The sequence below is a fragment of the Egibacteraceae bacterium genome (assembly GCA_040905805.1).
GTDB lineage: Bacteria > Actinomycetota > Nitriliruptoria > Euzebyales > Egibacteraceae > DATLGH01.
In genome coordinates this window covers 1-17,151 of record JBBDQS010000074.1, presented here as the reverse complement: position 1 = coordinate 17,151, position 17,151 = coordinate 1, and the positions used below count along the sequence as shown (strand labels likewise).

Sequence of the window (17,151 nt, the reverse complement as noted above, 5' to 3'; positions counted from 1 at the left end):
GCGCTCCTAGAAGACGAGGCGGACGATCCGGCGGAGCCAGACCCCACCGAGCCCGAGCAGGACGCCGGTGACGGCGAGCATGGCCCAGCCGATCGGGTCGGTGACGAGCTCCCCCAGGTAGCTGGGGTTGGTGAGGACGAGGAACCCGGCGAGCGCGAAGGGCATGGCGAACAGGATGACGGCGGACAGCTTGCCTTCGGCCGACAAGGCCGATACCTGCCGGCGGATCTGGTTGCGCTCGCGGATGGTGCCCGCGACCGCGTCGAGGACCTGGGCGAGGTCGCCGCCCACCTCCTGGTGGATGGCGAGCGCCTGGACCACCCAGAGGAGGTCCTCGCTGCCCACGCGGCGGTCCATGGCGTGCAGGGACTCCTCGAGGTCACGGCCCAGGCGGGTCTCCACCACGATGCGCCGGAACTCCTCCGCGGTCGGGGACTCCGCCTCCCGCGCCACGGCATCGATGGACTGCAGGAGGCCGTAGCCGGCCCGCAGCGTGCCCGCCATGAGCTGCAGGGTCACGCCGAGCTGGTCGGTGAAGCGCGCGCGCCGCCGAGCCGCGAGCGTCCGGACCCCGACGACGCTGCTCGCCGTGACGGCACCCGCGAGCAGCACGGCGGTCAGGGCGCCCTGCACCAGCAGCCCGACCGCGAACGCCACGACCACTATGGAGCCGGCCAACGTGATGTACTCCCCGGCGCGCAGGCTGATACCCGCGCGCTCCAGGGCACCGTTGACCGACGGCATCCACCCACGCCGTTTCAGGCCGCGCTCGACGGAGTGGGTCGTCCGGTTGGCCAGCGACGTCATGCCGGGTAGCTGGCGCTCCCCGCCTGTCCCCGGGCGCACGGCCAACGACGAGGTCCCTCGACGGGGGTGCAGTACCGTCATGAACAGCAGGAGCAGCGCGAGGAAGAGCATGCCGGCACCCGCGCCCAGGCTCCAGCTCGAGTCCCACACGGTCGTGGCGGTGGGGGGAGGGGATCCGCGCAGCTCCGCGGCGATCGTGTCGAACAGCGCGCCGAGGCCCTGCGGGTCGCCGGTGGTGATGTGGCGCCCGGAGCCGGCGGCGGCGGCGAGCGCCGCCAGCGCCTCGCTGTCCGTGTCGGTGGTCTCGAGCTCGACGACGTGCAGGGTCGCACCGGACCCGGCGACGCCTGCGGTGACCGCGTCCAGCGTCTGGACGCTCCTGGTGTCGGCGCCGTCGGACAGGACCACGACCGCGCGGTCCGTGCCGGTCTCGGTGAACTGCCGCAGGCCCAGGGCGATGCCGTCGTAGAGCGTGGTGTGCCCCTCCGCGAGCAGGGGGGCGATGGCCGCGCGGTGGGCGTCGAGGTCGGCGGTCAGGGCACTGATCAGCCGCGCCGTGGTGTCGAACGCGACGACGGCCACGCGGGTGTCCGCGGGCAGCTGCTCCAGGACACCGGACGCGCTCTCCTTCGCGGCCTCCATGGCTTCGCCCTCCATGCTCCCGGAGGTGTCGAGCACCAGGACGACCTCCAGCTCGCGGCCGGCTACCGGGTCGCTGCCTGCCTCCCCGAGGGCGATGAACGCGGACGCGGCCCCGAGGACGAGCAGGATCGCGGCCGTCACACCGAGGAGCACGGTCCGTCTCATGTGCGGGCTCGCCGCGCCGGGCGCAGCGCCTCCAGGGTCGCGGGGCCGTCGGCGCCCCCGAAGATGTCCGCGGGGAGCACGATGCCGATGTTGGCGAGCTGCTCGCTGAACTGCGGGCGGATGCCCGTGGGCTGCTGCGAGCCGCGGAACCTGCCGTCGGGGCCGATGCCCGGGCCGTAGTCGAAGATGAACACGTCCTGCAGGGTGACGACCTCGCCCTCCATCCCCTGCACCTCGGTGACGTGGGTGATGCGGCGGGTGCCGTCGCGCAGCCGGGTCACGTGGACGATGAGGTCGATCGCTGAGGCGATCTGCTCGCGGATGGCACGGACCGGCAGGTCGACCCCGCCCATCAGCACCATGGTCTCCAGCCGGGCGATCGCGTCACGCGGCGAGTTGGCGTGCACCGTCGACAGGGACCCGTCGTGGCCGGTGTTCATCGCCTGCAGCATGTCCAGGGTCTCACCGCCACGGACCTCGCCCACGATGATGCGGTCGGGACGCATCCGCAGCGCGTTGCGCACCAGGTCGCGGATGGTGACCTGGCCCTTGCCCTCGATGTTCGGTGGGCGCGCCTCGAGGCGGATGACGTGGTCCTGGTGCAGCTGCAGCTCGACGGAGTCCTCGATGGTGACGACGCGCTCCCCGCTGGGCACGAACGAGGACAGGACGTTCAGCATGGTGGTCTTGCCGGTGCCGGTCCCACCGGTGACCAGGATGTTCATCCGGCCCTGCACGCACGCGGCCAGCAGGTCGGCGATCTCCTGGGTCATCGTCCCGAAGTGGATGAGGTCGTCGGTCTGGTAGGGGTCCTGGGCGAACTTGCGAATCGTGAGCGTCGGCCCATCGACCGACAGCGGCGGGATGATCGCGTTGACCCGCGAGCCGTCCGGCAGCCGCGCGTCGACCATCGGTGAGGACTCGTCGATGCGGCGCCCGACCTGGCTCACGATGCGCTCGATGACCCGGCGCAGATGGTCGTCGGAGGAGAACCGGGCGCCGGTGCGCTCCAGCTTGCCGGCGCGCTCGACGTAGATGGACTCACCGGCGTTGACCATGACCTCGGTGACCTCGGGGTCGTCAAGGAAGGGTTGGGCGGGCCCGTAGCCCAGGACGTTCTGGCTGATCGCCGCGACCAGGTCACTCCGCTCGCGGTCGGTGAGCGGCGCCCGCTCCTCCTTGATGACCCCCGCCAGCTCCTGGCGGACGAAGTCCTTCAGCTGCTCCTCGGTGATCGACGAGTCGTAGAGCCGGGCCCCGAGGCGCGCGAACAGGGCGTGCTCGGCACGCTGCGTCACATGGGCCAGCGGGTCCGACGCCGGGTGCGGGATCGCGGGCAGGGCCCGGACCTTGGTCTCGGGTGGTGACGGCGGCGCCTCGCCGTTGGCCCGCTTCAGGCGTTCTGACAGCGTCATCGACCGCTCCTCAGCTTGTCCAGGAAGCCACGGTGGGCTTGGGGCTGCTTCGCGAACCGCCCGATGAGGATCGCCAGCTGCTCGGAGACGGGGTGGTGGGCGTCGGCGGCGAGCAGGGGCGTGCCCTGGTTGAGCGCCAGCGGCACCGCCCGGCTGCTGGGGATCGCCACGTCGACCGGCATGCCGACGGTGGCTTCCACGTCCTCGGCTTCGAGGCCCACGCGGCTGTCGGCGCGGTTGAGCACCAGATGGCGGCGCTGGGCGGTCATGCCCAGCGCATCGAGCGCGTTGACCGCCTTGCGCAGGCTGCGCACGCTGGGGACGTCCATCGAGCAGACCAGGACGATGTCGCTGGAGACCTCGAGGGCCGACAGGGCATGCTCGGTGAGGCCGGCGGAGGTGTCCACCACCACGTAGCGGAAGACGGCGGACAGCGCCCGGAGGATGATGGCTGCGGCCTCCCCTGTGACCTGCTCACCCTCGGCGGGGGAGTCGGGGGCGCAGAGCGCGAACAGGCCGCTGGAGTGCGGCGTCAGCACCACCTTCAACGCGGTCGCGTCGAGGGTGCCCGAGGTCAGGGCGGCATCCACGATGGTGTGCTCCGGCAGGAGCGAGAGCGCGCTGGCCACGTCGCCGAACTGCATGTCGAGGTCCACGATGACGGCCTGGCCGGGAGCGGCACGCGCCAGCCCGACGGCGAGGTTGGTGGAGACGGTGGTCTTGCCCGCCCCCCCCTTGGGGGAGATGACCGTGATCACGCGCCCGGCCTGGCCGCTCTGGTCCTCCTCCTGCCCGACCAGGTTGATGCGGCGGCGCGTGGCGGTCTCGCCGGCACGTTCGAAGATCTCGGCTATTGCCGGGCCGGTGGCGGTGGGGTCGAGGATGTCGCGCACGCCGGCACGCATCGCCTGGCCCCACAGCTTGGGTGTCGGTTTGGCGACGAGGACGATGCTGGTCTCGGGGTGCTCGAGGTCCAGCTGGCGGGCCAGGTCGAGCGCGGCGTCGATGGGCATCCCGGGGCCGAGCGCGACGACCTCCGGGGCGCCGGAGGGACTGCCGGCGATGGCCGCGACGGCCTGCGCGGGTGTGGTCCCCAGGTGCTCGTGGGACAGGGTGCGCAGGTCACCGTTGAGCCCCCCGGGATAGCTGGCCCGCAGCCGTTGCTCGAAGCCACGGTCGTCGGTGGCCAGCACGATGCGGATGCTCATTGGTAGATCGTCTCCTTGGTCTGGACGCGCGTGCCGTCGGCGGAGGTGTCGTCCGTCTGCAGCGACAGCCACATGGTCCCGTGCTCCGCGGCGAAGACCAGGCGCTCCGCTGCGGGAGCGTTGAGGGCGAAGGTCACGAGCAGGTTGCCGCCCGGTGCTGCGGGCCGCGTCGCGGTGGGGGGCGCGCCGTCGGCCCCCCCGGCGGCGGTGGGTTGGGGCTCGCCCTGGACCCGTGCCACGAGGACCCGCTGGAGGATGAAGTGGGTGGTCGGGCTGCCGGTGGCGGCGCCGTCCTCGGCCGGCGCGTCCCCGAACGAGGCCAGCACCCCCACGGTGCTGCCGGGTTGGAGCTCACCGCCGAGGACGCGATTGGGTTCGAGCGAGACGGTGACCAGCTGCAAGCCGTCGGGGATGTCGATGTCCCCCAGGGTTGGCAGCTCGTCGGGCGCGACGAACCGACTGGCGAGCAGCTGCTCGCCGACCACGAGGTCGGTGGCGGCGACGCGTCCGTCGAGCGCGTCGAGGCTGGCGACGCTGTCGTCGGCCCGGACCTTCGCGGGGACCGTCAGCGCCTCGACGAGGGGGCCGACCTCCTCGGCTGGGGTGCCCTTCGCGATCGGCGCCTGCACGACCAGCACCTCCACGGTGCGCTCACCGGCCAGCGCGCGCCGCTCGGCGCCCTTGACGTAGGTCACCAGGACCGCCGTGCCGACGGCGGCGAGCACCAACGCGGCGACGATCCCGAGTATGCGGTTCTTCACGATGGACTCCTTCAGTCAACGAGTTGGACCCGCTTGAGGCCGGTGTCGGGCCCGCCGATGGGACCCGCGGAGGGATCGAAGGCGCTCAGCCACCCGCGGATGCAGTTGCCGGAACCGCAGACGCCGGTTGTCGAAGGCCACGAGTAGGCTGCGTTCAGCCGGTAGCCGGTGACGCGGATGGCCGCCCAGCTGTAGACGTGGTACCGGGCGTTGCTGCCGCCCAGCCCGTTGTGGCTGTCGAAGACGGGGATGGGGTGGGTCCGCGACAGCATGTAGTCGCGGAAGGCCGCGGACTCCTGGCTGGTCCCCGAGGCGTCGGGGTGGTTGCAGCCGAACGCGCTGCCGGTGCCGACCGCGAAATCGTCCACGTCCAGGGAGACCTGGCAGTAGGGGTGGACGTTCTGCGGGTGGTCGATCCAGCCGAAGCTGCCGGGGGGGTAGTCGGGGTCCTCACCGAGGAGAATGGTCGTCTCCGCAGCGGGCAGGGGCGGGAAGGGGCCGTCTTCGGGGAACAGGCCCTGCTCGTTGGTCAGTCCCGGGTAGGTGGCTTTCTGCCAGGCGGCGACCGCTTCCCAGCGGTGCAGGGGGATCGCCAGGGGCAGTCCGGTGCCCGTGCCGGCCCCGCCCCACCGTGCGGTCGCAGTCGCGCGCACCTGGGCCGTCGACCGCCCGAGGACGTTGCCCATGAACAACGTCACCGCGTCCTGCGCGCCCTCCCGCGACAGCGTCCCGACGGTGACCTCACCGGAGTCGGGAGCCAGGTCGGCGGGCTCGACGGCCTGGACCGTGGCGTCGCCGTCGCGCGCGTTGCTGTCGGCGTACGCCGGCCCGGAGACGCTGGAGGCATAGGTGTGGGTGCACTTGACGGCGGTCCCGCGGGCGCAGTCGAAGGCGATGGCGAACGCCGCGGCGTCGGCGCCGTTCTGCAGCTGCCGCCGCTCGTCGTAGACCAGACCCGAGTTCACGGCGTAGGCGGCGAACGCCGCCAGCATCATCATGCACAGCGCGGTGAACAGGGCGACGGCGCCGCCTTCCTCGCTCAGCCGCCGCATCGCATGACCCCCTGCCCCCGGAGGGCGATCGTGTCGGACGGGGTCGCGCCGAACATGCCCATGAACGACGCCACCGGGGTGATGAAGGTGTAGTCGTACTGGGCGGTGACCCGGGCCGGCGTCCCGGTGAGGCACGGGTCGCTGCACGCCACGGGCGCCCAGGGTCCGCCAGGGATCAGCGCGGTCGCGCAAGCCACGGTGACCGAGGCTGCGGGGAGGCCGCTGGCCGCCCCCTGCGTCGTGGGTGTCGGGTCCGTCGGGGCATCCGGGTCGGACAACGCCCAGGCGCGGACCCCCTCACGAGCCGCGTGCGCCAGCGTCACGTGCCGCTGGTAGGCCATGGCGAAGTCGACGGTCCCGAAGATCAGGAGCAGCAGGAGCGGCAGGACGAGCGCGAACTCCAGGGCCGCGGCCCCGCGGTCCGAGTCCTCTCCGGTGAGTCGCTGTCTGATCATGGCCGGCGCGCATCCTTTGATCTGGTATGCGCAGCGTGGCGGCAGGACGCGTGCCCGTCATCGTCAAGATTGATGAAGCGGTCCTGCACCGGTGTGCCGGGACCGCGATTTCATCGATTGTGATGACGCTCCGCAACGGTCCTGCTGCCGCCGGCCGGTGCTCCCGGGGCTGGCGGGTCCCGAGGGGGTGCTCGTCAGGCGACGGCTTCGAGGATCTGGTCGGGGATGTCGAAGTTGGAGTAGACGTTCTGGACGTCGTCGCAGTCGTCCAGGGCGTCGAGCAGCCGCAGGACCGCGCGGGCCGATGCCTCGTCGGTGACCGGGACCCACACGCTCGGCAGCATCGTGGTCTCCGAGGAGGCGACGGGCACGCCGGCGCTCTCGAGCGCGGCGCGCACGGCGGCCAGATCGCTCGGCTGGGTGGTCACGACGTGGGTGTCCCCGTCCAGACGCACGTCCTCCATGCCGGCGTCGAGTGCCGCCAGCAGCAGGTCGTCCTCGCTGACGCCGTCGGCCGGGACCAGCAGCACGCCGGTCCTGGTGAACAGGTAGTTGACCGCGCCCGGCTCAGCCAGGTTCCCGCCGTTCTTGCTGAACGCCGACCGCACGTCGCTGGCGGCCCGGTTGCGGTTGTCCGTCAGGCACTCCACGTACAGGGCGACCCCGCCGGGGGCGTAGCCCTCGTAGTAGACGGTCTCGTAGGTGACCCCGTCGTCCTCACCGGCCAAGCGCTTGAGGGCACGCTCGATGTTGTCCTTCGGCATCGAGGCGTCCTTGGCCTTCTGGATCGCGTCGGCGAGTGTGGGGTTGGCCTCGGGGTCGACGCCGCCGCTCTTGGCGGCGGCCTCGATGCCCCGGATCAGGCGACCGAAGAGCTTCGCCCGCTTGGCGTCGGCGGCGCCCTTTTTCCGCTTGATCGTGGACCATTTGCTGTGACCGGACATGAAGCGGACCCTAGCATCGGCGCCCTCCCGGCGCCGTCATAGGCCGCCCCACCGCGCGTCATCCTCGCCGCAACGACGCGACGAAGAGCCGGTGGAGGCGCGCGTCACCGACCAGCTCGGGGTGGAAGGCCGACGCCAGGAGCCGGCCCTGGCGTGCCACGACGATCTGCTCGCCGAGCGCGGTGGCGACGGTGGCCAGGACCTCCACGTCGGCTCCGACCGCCTCGAACCACGGCGCGCGGATGAACACGGCGTGCATGGGGTCCCCGGACACGCCCGTGACGTGCACGTCCGCTTCGAAGCTCGCCACCTGCCGGCCGAAGGCGTTGCGGCGGGCCACCAGGTCCATCGCCTCCAGCAACGGCTGCTCGCTGGGCCGCCCGTCGGCCAGGAGCGCCCCGCGGGCCAGCAGGATCGCGCCCGCGCACGTGCCGAACGCCGCAAGCCCGTCCGCCAACCGGGATCGCAACGGCCCCAGCAGCCCGTACAGCTCCGCGAGCTTGCCAATCGTCGTCGACTCACCGCCCGGCACGACCAGCCCGTCCAGGTCGTCAAGGTCCCCGGGGCGCTGGACCAGCACACCCTGGGCACCGACCGCATCGAGCATCCGCAGGTGCTCGGCGACGTCGCCCTGCAGCGCGAGCACGCCGACGCGCGGGCCGTCGGCGTCGCCAGCCGGCGCTGGTTCGCGGTCGCGCAGGAGTCCCGCTCCCGACACGCGCCCGGGCGGGGTGCGGTGCATGGCCCAAGGCTACCCGCCGCCAATCCGCACCCGGCCGCGTCGACGAACCCTCGCCACCACCCCCACGACACCGGGCCATAGGAAGGGCAATCACCATGAGCGTCAACCAGATCTTCGGCTACGCCTTCGGGGCGGTCTATCTTCTCGTCGGTCTCGTCGGCTTCCTCGTGACCGGGGGCGTCGGCCTCGCCGCTCCCGACGGCGCCCTGCTGCTCGGCATCTTCGAGGTCAACCCCGTGCACAATGTCGTCCACCTGTTGATCGGCGCCGCATTCGTCGCCGGGGCCGTCGGCGGGACCGCGACGGCGCGGATGGTCAACACGGCCGTCGGCGCCGCCTACGTGGCCGTGGGCGTGTTCGGCGTCGCCGTGCCGGCGGCCTCGCCGGTCAACTTCCTCGCCCTGAACGTCGCGGACCACGTCCTGCACTTCGGGACGGGCGCCCTGGCCCTTGCCGTCGGCCTGAAGGCCGACCGCGGGTCCCTTGCGTCGAGCTCTGCGCGGTAGTCAGCGCACAGGCCGCGCGGTAGTCAGCGCAGCACAGCCCGCGCGGGTCAGCGCAGCACAGACCGCGCGGGTCCGTCCATACCCGTCCCCCCCCCCCCCCCACCGCCGTTTGTCCACAACCTTGGTACCAACCCCCGCCGCGTCCGGGTGGGACCCGGCATCGTGCGGGCCATGGCCGCCCTGCCCCCCGACGTCCACGCCACCGGATTCGTGTCCCGCCGGCGCCTGCTCGACCTCGGCCATGACCCCGCGCAGATCGACTGGTTGCTGGAGGCCGGACAGCTCGTGGGGTGGTCACGGGCGCACTACCGGGTCGCCGACGCCAGGGCCGACGACATCGGGCGGCTCGCGGCCGCCCTGGACCGCAGCGGGGCAGGCGCACGCGTCGGCGGCCCCTGGGCGTGCGGCCTGTACGGGCTCGAGGGCTTCGGGTTGTCGGGGTATGACCACGTGATCATCGATCCCGATCGCCGCGTGCGGGGCGCGCCTTTCACCGTCGTGCGCTCGCGGGTGGCTCCGGTCGACCAGGCCACCGTCCGGGATCTGCCCGCGCTTACCGCCACCCGAGGGCTCATCGACGCCGCGCACCTCCGCTCTGCCAAGGTCATCCGCGTCGCCTTCGACGATGCCCGACGCGCTCGACGCACCTCGCTCGAGGAGTTGACCGACCGGGCGGTGGCGCTCGGCACCGTTCGTGGGGCGCCAGAGATGCGCAGGATCATCGCCTCGGGCCTGCTGCACTTGGAGAGTGAGGGCGAACGCTGGGTGTACCGCTACCTGTGGCAGCCCGGCGACCCGCTGCCCGAGGCGCAGGTCCCGTTCACCTGCGGCGGCCGGCGCTACCGGCTGGACTTCGCGTTCCTCGACGCGCGGCTGTGCCTGGAGTACGACGGGCGCAAGGACCACGAGCGTGACGTCGACCGCTTCCGGGACGGGGAGCGGGACCTCGCCCTCGCCGAGCTCGACATCCAGACGCTCCGCATCAGCGCGCGGATGCTACGGACCCCCGTTGCCACCCGCCGGCGGATCCTCGCGGTCCGCGCCCAGCGCCTGGCACTCGGGCTTCCCCCGATCGTCCCGTCCCCGTCGCCCTGTTGAAGCGACCACGGTGCGCCGTGCGATGCGCCGAGTGGACACCTCTCTGGTCGGCCAGACCGATAAATCACCATATTGACGGTGGCGCAACCAGACAAGTGTCCACTCGAACTCGCCGATGTCGGTGCCGATCGCGGTGATCAGGACCTCAGCCAGCCCCGGAGCCGCCGCCAGCGGGGGCTACCAGCCGCGGTCTGCCAGGCGCTGGCCCGGGTCGGTGAGCCCGACCATCGGCTCGCCGAGGTCGCGGCTGACCTTGGCGACCACGTCGGCGTCGGAGAAGTAGGTCGTGGCCTCAACGATCGCGCGGGCCCGGCGCGCGGGGTCGCCGGACTTGAAGATGCCCGAGCCGACGAACACTCCGTCGGCGCCGAGCTGCATCATCAGCGCGGCGTCGGCTGGCGTTGCGATGCCCCCGGCGGTGAACAGCACCACCGGCAGCGCCCCGGCCGCGGCCACCTGCGCGACCAGGTCGATCGGGGCGCGCAGCTCCTTGGCTTCGGCGTAGCGCTCGTCCTCGCTCATGGCGGACAGCCGGCGGATCGCCCCGGTGATCGCCCGCATGTGGCGGACGGCCTCGACGACGTTGCCGGTGCCGGCCTCGCCCTTGGAGCGGATCATCGCCGCGCCCTCGGCGATGCGCCGCAGCGCCTCACCGAGGTTGGTCGCGCCGCACACGAACGGCACGGTGAAGCGGTGCTTGTCGATGTGGTGCGCCTCGTCGGCGGGGGTCAGCACCTCGGACTCGTCGACGTAGTCGACGCCGACCGACTGCAGGACCTGGGCCTCGACGAAGTGGCCGATGCGCGCCTTGGCCATGACGGGGATGGACACCGCCGCCATGATCGCGTCGATCATCGACGGGTCGCTCATGCGGGCGACCCCGCCGTCGGCGCGGATGTCGGCGGGCACCCGCTCCAGCGCCATGACCGCGACGGCCCCCGCCTCCTCGGCGATGCGGGCCTGCTCCGCGGTCACGACGTCCATGATGACCCCGCCCTTGAGCATCTCCGCGAGGCCGCGCTTCACCGTGTGGGAGCCGTGCGCCGGCTGCCCCGACTGGGAGTCGTTCATAGCGTCGAGCCTACCCCGCGCCGGGGGTGGTGGCGACGCTGACCCTGCCGGCCTCCGGCACGAGCTCCACCCAGGTCCGGCCGGGCCGCAGCGGCAGCACCTGGCCCTCCGGGGTCAGCCACTCGAACTGGCTGGTGGCGTCCGGCTTGCGCCAGCGCGCGGGGTAGCTGCGCCCGTCGCGCAGGATCGTCGCCTCCCCCTCGCCCACGGCGTTGACCTCGGGGACGGGGTTGCCGCCGACGTCGACACCGGGGCCGTTGGAGGTCGTCACGCGTGCCACGACGATGGTGTCGGCCGTCAGCTGCTCCTCGTCGGCATCGACATGGGGTCCGCCCTCCTGGCTGCGCCGCCAGGTGTCGACGCTCGCATCCCAGTTCCAGGCAGCGGCGTAGAAGGCGCTGTAGATCAGCTCAACCCCCGTCGCCGGCTCACCCCCGGCGGGTGGCGCGGGATCGAACGGCCAGGGCTCCGCCGCGGGAGGCAGATCACCGGAAGCGTTCGCCAGCGCGGACGTGGAGGCCATGAGGTCGTGCGGCGAGACACGGTTGGGGTCGCGGGTGAACGCGCCGGCCTGGCCTTCCTCGTAGACGAGCAGCCCGGCGCCGCGCAGGGCCTCGTACGTCCCTGGGGCCGCACCGGAGATCCCGAAGACCGGTGAGAAGGGCGGCAGCACCTGGGCGTCCACGTCGCGGCCGGAGCGCACCGGGCCGGCACCCTCGGCCATGGCGCTGTGGTACAGCCCGATGAACCGGGTCGTCCCGCCCTCGACCAGCTCGGTGAACAGGATGTCGGCATCCTCCAAGCCGACCTGGGGCCTGGCCTGCGGTGCGTTGTCGACCTTCAGGGCCACCACGGAGCGGCCGGGCACAGCCGGGTCTTGGACGGCCTCACCCGTCAGCGGCGCGATGATCGGCTCGGCCTCCGGCTCGGGCTCGGGCTCTGGCTCCGCAGTCGGGTCAGGGTCGGGCGGCACCGCTGGGTCCTCACCCCCGCTGGTGAGGACGACGACGGCGATCCCGCCGGCGACAGCGAGAAGTGTCGCCACTGCGAGCAGCACACGGCGCACGGGGACGCTGGGATCTAGAACTGGACCTCGACCGGGCTGCGGCTGTCGGTGTCGGCCTCGAAGTACTCGTAGGGTTCGAAGCTGCCGAGTCCCGCGACGATGTTGTAGGGGATCGACTGCCGCCGGGTGTCGTACCGCCGCACTGCGTCGTTGTAGCCCTGGCGGGCGAAGGCGATGCGGTCCTCCGTGCTCGTCAGCTCTTCCTGGAGCTGCTGGAAGTTCTGGTTGGCCTTCAGGTCGGGGTACGCCTCGGCGACGGCGCGCAGGTTGAACAGCGCCTGGCTGAGGTCGTTCTCCGCCTTGGCCTGATCCGCGGGGTTGTCGGCCGCCATCGCGTTGGCACGGGCGTTGGTGACCGCCTCGAATGTCTCCCGCTCGTGGCTGGCGTAGCCCTTGACCGTCTCCACGAGGTTGGGGATGAGGTCGTAGCGGCGCTTCAGCTGCACGTCGATGCTCGCCCAGGCGTTCTGGACCGCGTTGCGCAGCGCAACGAGCCCGTTGTAGATGAGGACGAAGCCTCCGACGAGGAGGACACCGATCCCGATGACGATGAGCGTGGGAATCATGGCGCCGAGTCTACGCCTCCGACAGGGCCTGGCGGTAGACCTCCTCGACTTCGGCGCCGACGACCTTCCAGTCGTAGCGGCCCGTGCTGCGTCGCCCCTCCGCGGTCATGGCGGCTCGCAGGCGGGGGTTGGCGAGCAGGGTCCCGAGCGCGTCCGCCAGGGCCAGCGCGTCACCTGGTGGCACCAGCCGTCCCTGCCGGGCGTCCTTGACCACCCCGCGGAAGCCCGGGATGTTGCTGGCGACCACCGGGAGACCGGCTGACATGGCCTCCAGCAGGACGATCCCGAAGGACTCACCGCCCAGGTTCGGGGCGACGAACACGTCGGCGCTGGCGTGGTAGCGGGGCTTCTGGGCCTCGTCCACGGCACCGACGAACAGCACGTCGGGACGCAGGGACCCCGGGACCATCTCCTGGCACCGGCGCCGCTCCGGGCCCTCACCCACCACGCAGAGCCGCACCGACGGATGGGAGGCGCGCAACCGCAGGAAGGCGCGGATGGCGACGTCCAGGCCCTTGCGGGGCTCCAGACGGCCCACGAAGAGCAGGAGCGGCCGTTCAGGGTCCACGAGGTCGGGCAGCGGCTCGGCGTCGGCGTAGCGCGCGACATCGACGCCGTTCGGCACGACCTGGAACGAGCCGAGGGGCAGGCCCAGGGCCTCGCCCGCGTAGGTCTGTGCGGAATGGGAGACCGCCACCCGCACCGCCAGGCGCCGGGCCAGCTGGCGCGCCACGGGCGCGGCCATCCGGTACAGCCGGTCCGCGGTGGACCAGGCGTGGAAGGTGCCCACGACGGGACGCGGACCGAACGCGGCGGCGGCGGCCGATACGACCGGCACCAGCGGCTCGTGGACGTGGACGACGTCGGGGTCGAAGGCTCGCAGGGCCCGCACGGTCCGGCGGGCCGCCAACGGCGACGGTGACAGCGGCGCCACCGACCGGTTGAAGCGCACCGGGATCGGGCGGCCCAGTGGGGTCACCAGGGGCCCCACGCCCGCCTGGTCGAGGGGACCCGAGGCGGGGGCGAAGATGCGCACGTCATGGCGGTCGGTCAGGTGTGCGGCAAGGCTCTCGACATGGGCCCGCACCCCGCCGTGACATACCCAGTCGTAGGGGCACACCAACGCGACCTTCATCCCGCCTGCTCCCGCGGGCCGGCCGCGGCCCCGCCGCCGGGTCCGGCCTGGTTGCCGTCCGCGGGTGCGTGGCGGTTGCCCGCTCGGGGCGTCCAGTCGCCTCTGCGGTGGGGGGGGACATCAGCCAGCCACACTGGTTGGACGGCGTGCCACTGCTCGGGTGCGAGCCGGATCAGCGTCTCCAGCGCGCAGGCCACCTGCTGTGCGGCCTCGTCGACGTCCAGGTGGGCCGCGTCCACGGGGGGCAGGACCTCGATGTGCCAGCGCCGGCCGGGCCGCTGGAGCATGGTCGAGGGCACGATCGCCGCGCCGGTGCGTTGCGACAGCACCACCGGACCCGGCGGGATGCGCGCATCCTCGCCGAAGAACCGCACGACCGGTCCCCGGCCGCTGAGGTCGCGCTCGGCGAGCAGGCCCACCAGGTGGTTCTCGGCGAGCACCTCCTCCAGCCGCCCGAGCACGTCGCCACCCCGGCGCAGCGGCACCACCTCAAGGCCCACCGCCTCCCGCAGGCGCACGAACTTCTCGAACAGCGCACGGGGGCGGACCACCTCGGCGACGGCGGCCATGTGGTACCCGTGGGACTCGCCCCACTGTGCGGAGACGTCCCAGGAGCCATGGTGGGCCAGCAGGATGATCGCGCCCCGCCCGCGCTCCAGGACCTCGTCGAGGTGGGCGAAGCCCCCGGTGGTGGTGCGTCGGTCCAGGTCGTCGGGGTCGAGGTCAGCTGCGCGGAACGCCTCGATCCAGTAGCGGGCGTAGGAGCGAAAGGCCGCTCGCACGGTCCGGTCCAGCACCGAGGGCTCCACGACCCGCGCGAGGTTGGCGGTCAGGCGCCGCCGCACCGGAGCGGCCACCCAGAAGGCCACGGTGGCCAGCACCGCAGCCAGCGCATGCGCCAGCGCCTCGGGCAGCCGGCGGGCGGTCTCCCAGGCCAGGTCCCATAGCGCGGCGTTGACCCGCATGCCCAGGCTCTCCGGTCGAGGGTCGGGGGGAATGCGCTGATGCGCGCCCGGATTGCGGTCCACAGGCTGGCCGGGCAATCCCGAGCCCCGGTGGGCGCTCACGGCGTCTGCCCGGCCTGCCCGGCCTCGCGGGCGACGGCCCGCAGCCGCTGCACGATCGTGATCGCCACACCGACCGCGAGCACCCACAGGGCCAGGGCCAGCAGGGACAAGACGATGCCCAGGATGATGATGATGACCCGCTCGGCGTGCTCCAGGACCCCCACGGTGGCGTCCCAGCCGAGCGACTCGGCCTTGGCGCGGATGTAGCTGGTGACCTGGGACCCGCCCAGAACGAAGATCGCCAGACCGAACAGCAGCGGGTCGTCGCGCACGAGCCAGGCGACGGTGCCGAAGATGAGCGCCTCACCGATGCGGTCGGCCAGGCTGTCCAGGAAGGCGCCGAACGGGCCCGCGGTGCCCCGCTCCCGGGCGACGATGCCGTCGAAGGCGTCGGTGGCGGTCGCGAACGCGAGCACCCAGGCGCCGATCACGTGCTGGCCCAACAGGACCACGACCACGCCGGCGACCGTCAGCACCACGCCGGAGGCGGTCATGCCGTTGGCGGTGAAGCCCAGGCGCGCCATCGCCCGACCCACCGGGGTGAGCACCCGGTCGGTGGCGGCGCGCGCGTACGCGTTCAGGGCCATAGCGCTTGAGGCTATGCGATCAGGGTGCCCGGCCCGTGACGCGACGATCAAGCAGAGGTGGTCGTCGTCCGAGGTTGATACTGGTGAACGTGTCGTCCGTACCCCGAAACCTGCGCGCAGCCCGTGCCCGGCTGCCCGCTGCCCTGGCGGGGCTGCCCGAGCGCATCGACGGCTACCCGGCTGCCCTGTCGGCGACCTTCGTCTTCCTGTTCCTCTGCCTCGTGTATCTGGCCACCGCCACCTACACCTGGGGCGTGAGCCCGGACCCGGTGGCAGCGGGGGTCCCCGCCTGGCAGTTGGTGACCCACGGCAACCTGACCCTCGACGCGTTCGAAGGCAGGCTGTTGTGGTTCGTGGACAACGGCGAGCGCGTGGTGAGCAACCGCACACCTGGGGTCATCTTCTTCGCCGTCCCGTTCTACTGGCTGGTCGGCACGGATCCCGAGGTCCCGAGCCTCGTCCCCGCGACACTCGCCGCGGTCATGGCTGCCGCCGGGGCCATGACGCTGCTCCACCTCGTCTTTCGCCGCCTTGTCCGGCCCTCGACGGCCATGGCGGCGGCTCTCATCGCGGGCCTGGCAACCTCCACCTGGTCGGTGTCCGCCGACGCCCTGTGGGCGCATGGACCCAACCAGCTGTGGCTCGCCGCGGCGATGCTGGCCCTGGCCAGGGAGCACTATGTGCGCTCCGGCATCGGCTTTGGACTCGCCGTCTTCACCCGACCGCACCTGGCCGTCATCTCCGCTGTGGCAGGCGTGTGGGCAGGGATCAGCGCCCGGTCTTGGCGCCCCGTCGCCCTCATCGGCGTGCCTGCCCTGCTCGGACTGTGCGCGCTCCTGTATTACAACGTCGCCATCTTCGGTGAGGTATCACTCGCCGGCGGCTACGACAGCTACGTCACGAGCAATCTCGCCGGCCGGCCGTGGTGGGACTACGGCGAGGGCATCGCCGGCACCTTGGTGTCCCCCGATCGCGGGTTCCTGGTCATGTCGCCGTTCCTGCTGGCGCTTCTCCCCGGCCTGCGATCGGCGTGGCGCGTGGCTCCCCCCTGGGTGCGCTCCTGCGCCGTGGGTGGACTCGTCTACATGCTCGTGCAGCTGCGGATCAACTACTTCTCCGGCGGCAACAACTTCTTCTCCTACCGGCTGTCGATCGAGCTGCTCATGATGGCCGCGCCGTTGCTGCTGCTCGCGTATCGGGAGTGGACGGCGCGCACCTCCTCGCGCCGGCGCATCTTCTCCGCGCTGGTCATGCTGTCCATCGTGATCCAGGGCCTCGGCGCCGTCCACAACACGGTCGACTACGTCGAGCGCAGCGCCTGGGCGAACGTCAAGGTCTGGCACGCCATGCAGATCGCCGGTCCGGCCATGGTCGCCGTGATGGTGCTCGTGGCGGTTGGGGTGTGGACGCTTGCGGCACTCGTCGCCGAAAGCAAGGCCGGAGCGGCCGGTGGAAGCTGAGGCCACAGCATGACCACCATCTCTGTCATCACGCCAACGCTCGACGCCGGTGAGTACATCGCTGACTGCCTATCGGCAGTCGCTGATTGCTCGTCGGTGCTGGAGCACATCGTGGTTGACGGCGGCTCGACAGATGCCACCAAGGCCTGCGTACTCGAGGCCGGTGCCAGGTTCGAACTGCTGGCAGGCTCCTCCATCTATACGGCGATGAACCACGGTGCACGAGTCGCAACGGGTGACGTCCTGCTGTTCGCCAACGCGGATGACGTCTTGCTGGGTGATGGAGTCGACGCCGCGCTCCGTCAGCTTCGGTGTTCCCCATGTCCATGGCTGGTCGGAGCCATACGGATGACCGATGTGCGACTGGAACCGATCAGGATGTACCGGCCCCCACGGCGCCTCGG

General features: G+C 71.9%; 18 protein-coding genes. 4 read left to right on the top strand and 14 right to left on the bottom strand.

Features of this window, described 5'->3' with window-relative positions:
* Positions 1 to 6: 6 nt before the first annotated feature.
* The 8 genes from WD250_08105 to pdxT form a co-directional block, all read right to left on the bottom strand.
* The gene (locus WD250_08105; GenBank protein MEX2620169.1) at positions 7 to 1,614 is read right to left on the bottom strand and encodes a type II secretion system F family protein; all 1,608 of its coding nucleotides are present in this window, start codon (positions 1,612 to 1,614) and stop codon (positions 7 to 9) included.
* Entirely contained in the window at positions 1,611 to 3,029 is a 1,419-nt protein-coding gene (locus WD250_08100) for a CpaF family protein (GenBank protein ID MEX2620168.1), read from the bottom strand. The genes WD250_08105 and WD250_08100 overlap by 4 nt, the downstream gene beginning before the upstream one ends.
* Positions 3,026 to 4,237, bottom strand: coding sequence for an AAA family ATPase (locus tag WD250_08095; protein ID MEX2620167.1), 1,212 nt, complete (start codon positions 4,235 to 4,237; stop codon positions 3,026 to 3,028). The genes WD250_08100 and WD250_08095 overlap by 4 nt, the downstream gene beginning before the upstream one ends.
* A complete protein-coding gene (cpaB, locus tag WD250_08090; protein ID MEX2620166.1) occupies positions 4,234 to 4,998 on the bottom strand; it encodes a Flp pilus assembly protein CpaB in 765 nt (254 codons plus the stop codon). The genes WD250_08095 and cpaB overlap by 4 nt, the downstream gene beginning before the upstream one ends.
* 11 nt (positions 4,999 to 5,009) lie before the next feature.
* Positions 5,010 to 6,050 (bottom strand): pilus assembly protein TadG-related protein, encoded by a 1,041-nt coding sequence (locus WD250_08085; GenBank protein ID MEX2620165.1) that lies wholly within the window; start codon positions 6,048 to 6,050, stop codon positions 5,010 to 5,012.
* Positions 6,038 to 6,505 carry a TadE/TadG family type IV pilus assembly protein gene (locus WD250_08080; protein ID MEX2620164.1) on the bottom strand — a complete coding sequence of 156 codons (468 nt, stop codon included), beginning with the start codon at positions 6,503 to 6,505 and terminating at the stop codon, positions 6,038 to 6,040. Before WD250_08080 ends, WD250_08085 begins: the two co-directional genes overlap by 13 nt.
* A gap of 194 nt (positions 6,506 to 6,699) precedes the next feature.
* A complete protein-coding gene (locus tag WD250_08075) occupies positions 6,700 to 7,449 on the bottom strand; it encodes a YebC/PmpR family DNA-binding transcriptional regulator (protein MEX2620163.1) in 750 nt (249 codons plus the stop codon).
* A 58-nt stretch (positions 7,450 to 7,507) separates the two neighbouring features.
* On the bottom strand, positions 7,508 to 8,191 hold the full coding sequence (gene pdxT / locus WD250_08070) for a pyridoxal 5'-phosphate synthase glutaminase subunit PdxT (protein MEX2620162.1): 684 nt from the start codon (positions 8,189 to 8,191) through the stop codon (positions 7,508 to 7,510).
* A gap of 95 nt (positions 8,192 to 8,286) precedes the next feature.
* On the opposite strand from pdxT, the gene WD250_08065 reads away from it, so the two are divergent.
* Both WD250_08065 and WD250_08060 read left to right on the top strand, forming a co-directional pair.
* Positions 8,287 to 8,697: a DUF4383 domain-containing protein gene (locus WD250_08065; GenBank protein MEX2620161.1), complete on the top strand. Its 411-nt coding sequence runs from the start codon at positions 8,287 to 8,289 to the stop codon at positions 8,695 to 8,697.
* Positions 8,698 to 8,868: 171 nt separating this feature from the next.
* Positions 8,869 to 9,795: a hypothetical protein gene (locus WD250_08060; protein ID MEX2620160.1), complete on the top strand. Its 927-nt coding sequence runs from the start codon at positions 8,869 to 8,871 to the stop codon at positions 9,793 to 9,795.
* A 177-nt stretch (positions 9,796 to 9,972) separates the two neighbouring features.
* Here WD250_08060 and pdxS read toward each other — a convergent pair whose 3' ends face one another.
* The 6 genes from pdxS to WD250_08030 form a co-directional block, all read right to left on the bottom strand.
* Positions 9,973 to 10,866 carry a pyridoxal 5'-phosphate synthase lyase subunit PdxS gene (pdxS, locus tag WD250_08055; protein ID MEX2620159.1) on the bottom strand — a complete coding sequence of 298 codons (894 nt, stop codon included), beginning with the start codon at positions 10,864 to 10,866 and terminating at the stop codon, positions 9,973 to 9,975.
* A 10-nt stretch (positions 10,867 to 10,876) separates the two neighbouring features.
* Positions 10,877 to 11,911, bottom strand: coding sequence for a DUF3048 domain-containing protein (locus WD250_08050; protein ID MEX2620158.1), 1,035 nt, complete (start codon positions 11,909 to 11,911; stop codon positions 10,877 to 10,879).
* A gap of 35 nt (positions 11,912 to 11,946) precedes the next feature.
* Positions 11,947 to 12,498, bottom strand: a complete 552-nt coding sequence (locus WD250_08045) for a LemA family protein (protein ID MEX2620157.1) — start codon at positions 12,496 to 12,498, stop codon at positions 11,947 to 11,949.
* A 10-nt stretch (positions 12,499 to 12,508) separates the two neighbouring features.
* Positions 12,509 to 13,633: a glycosyltransferase family 4 protein gene (locus WD250_08040; GenBank protein MEX2620156.1), complete on the bottom strand. Its 1,125-nt coding sequence runs from the start codon at positions 13,631 to 13,633 to the stop codon at positions 12,509 to 12,511.
* Positions 13,630 to 14,598: a phosphatidylinositol mannoside acyltransferase gene (locus WD250_08035; protein ID MEX2620155.1), complete on the bottom strand. Its 969-nt coding sequence runs from the start codon at positions 14,596 to 14,598 to the stop codon at positions 13,630 to 13,632. The genes WD250_08040 and WD250_08035 overlap by 4 nt, the downstream gene beginning before the upstream one ends.
* A gap of 98 nt (positions 14,599 to 14,696) precedes the next feature.
* Positions 14,697 to 15,287: a CDP-alcohol phosphatidyltransferase family protein gene (locus WD250_08030; GenBank protein MEX2620154.1), complete on the bottom strand. Its 591-nt coding sequence runs from the start codon at positions 15,285 to 15,287 to the stop codon at positions 14,697 to 14,699.
* Positions 15,288 to 15,370: 83 nt separating this feature from the next.
* Between WD250_08030 and WD250_08025 the strand changes: the two genes are divergently transcribed.
* Both WD250_08025 and WD250_08020 read left to right on the top strand, forming a co-directional pair.
* The gene (locus tag WD250_08025) at positions 15,371 to 16,747 is read left to right on the top strand and encodes a hypothetical protein (GenBank protein ID MEX2620153.1); all 1,377 of its coding nucleotides are present in this window, start codon (positions 15,371 to 15,373) and stop codon (positions 16,745 to 16,747) included.
* Between the two features lie 9 nt (positions 16,748 to 16,756).
* Positions 16,757 to 17,151: glycosyltransferase (locus WD250_08020; GenBank protein MEX2620152.1), on the top strand; the 395-nt coding region annotated here is incomplete at its 3' end.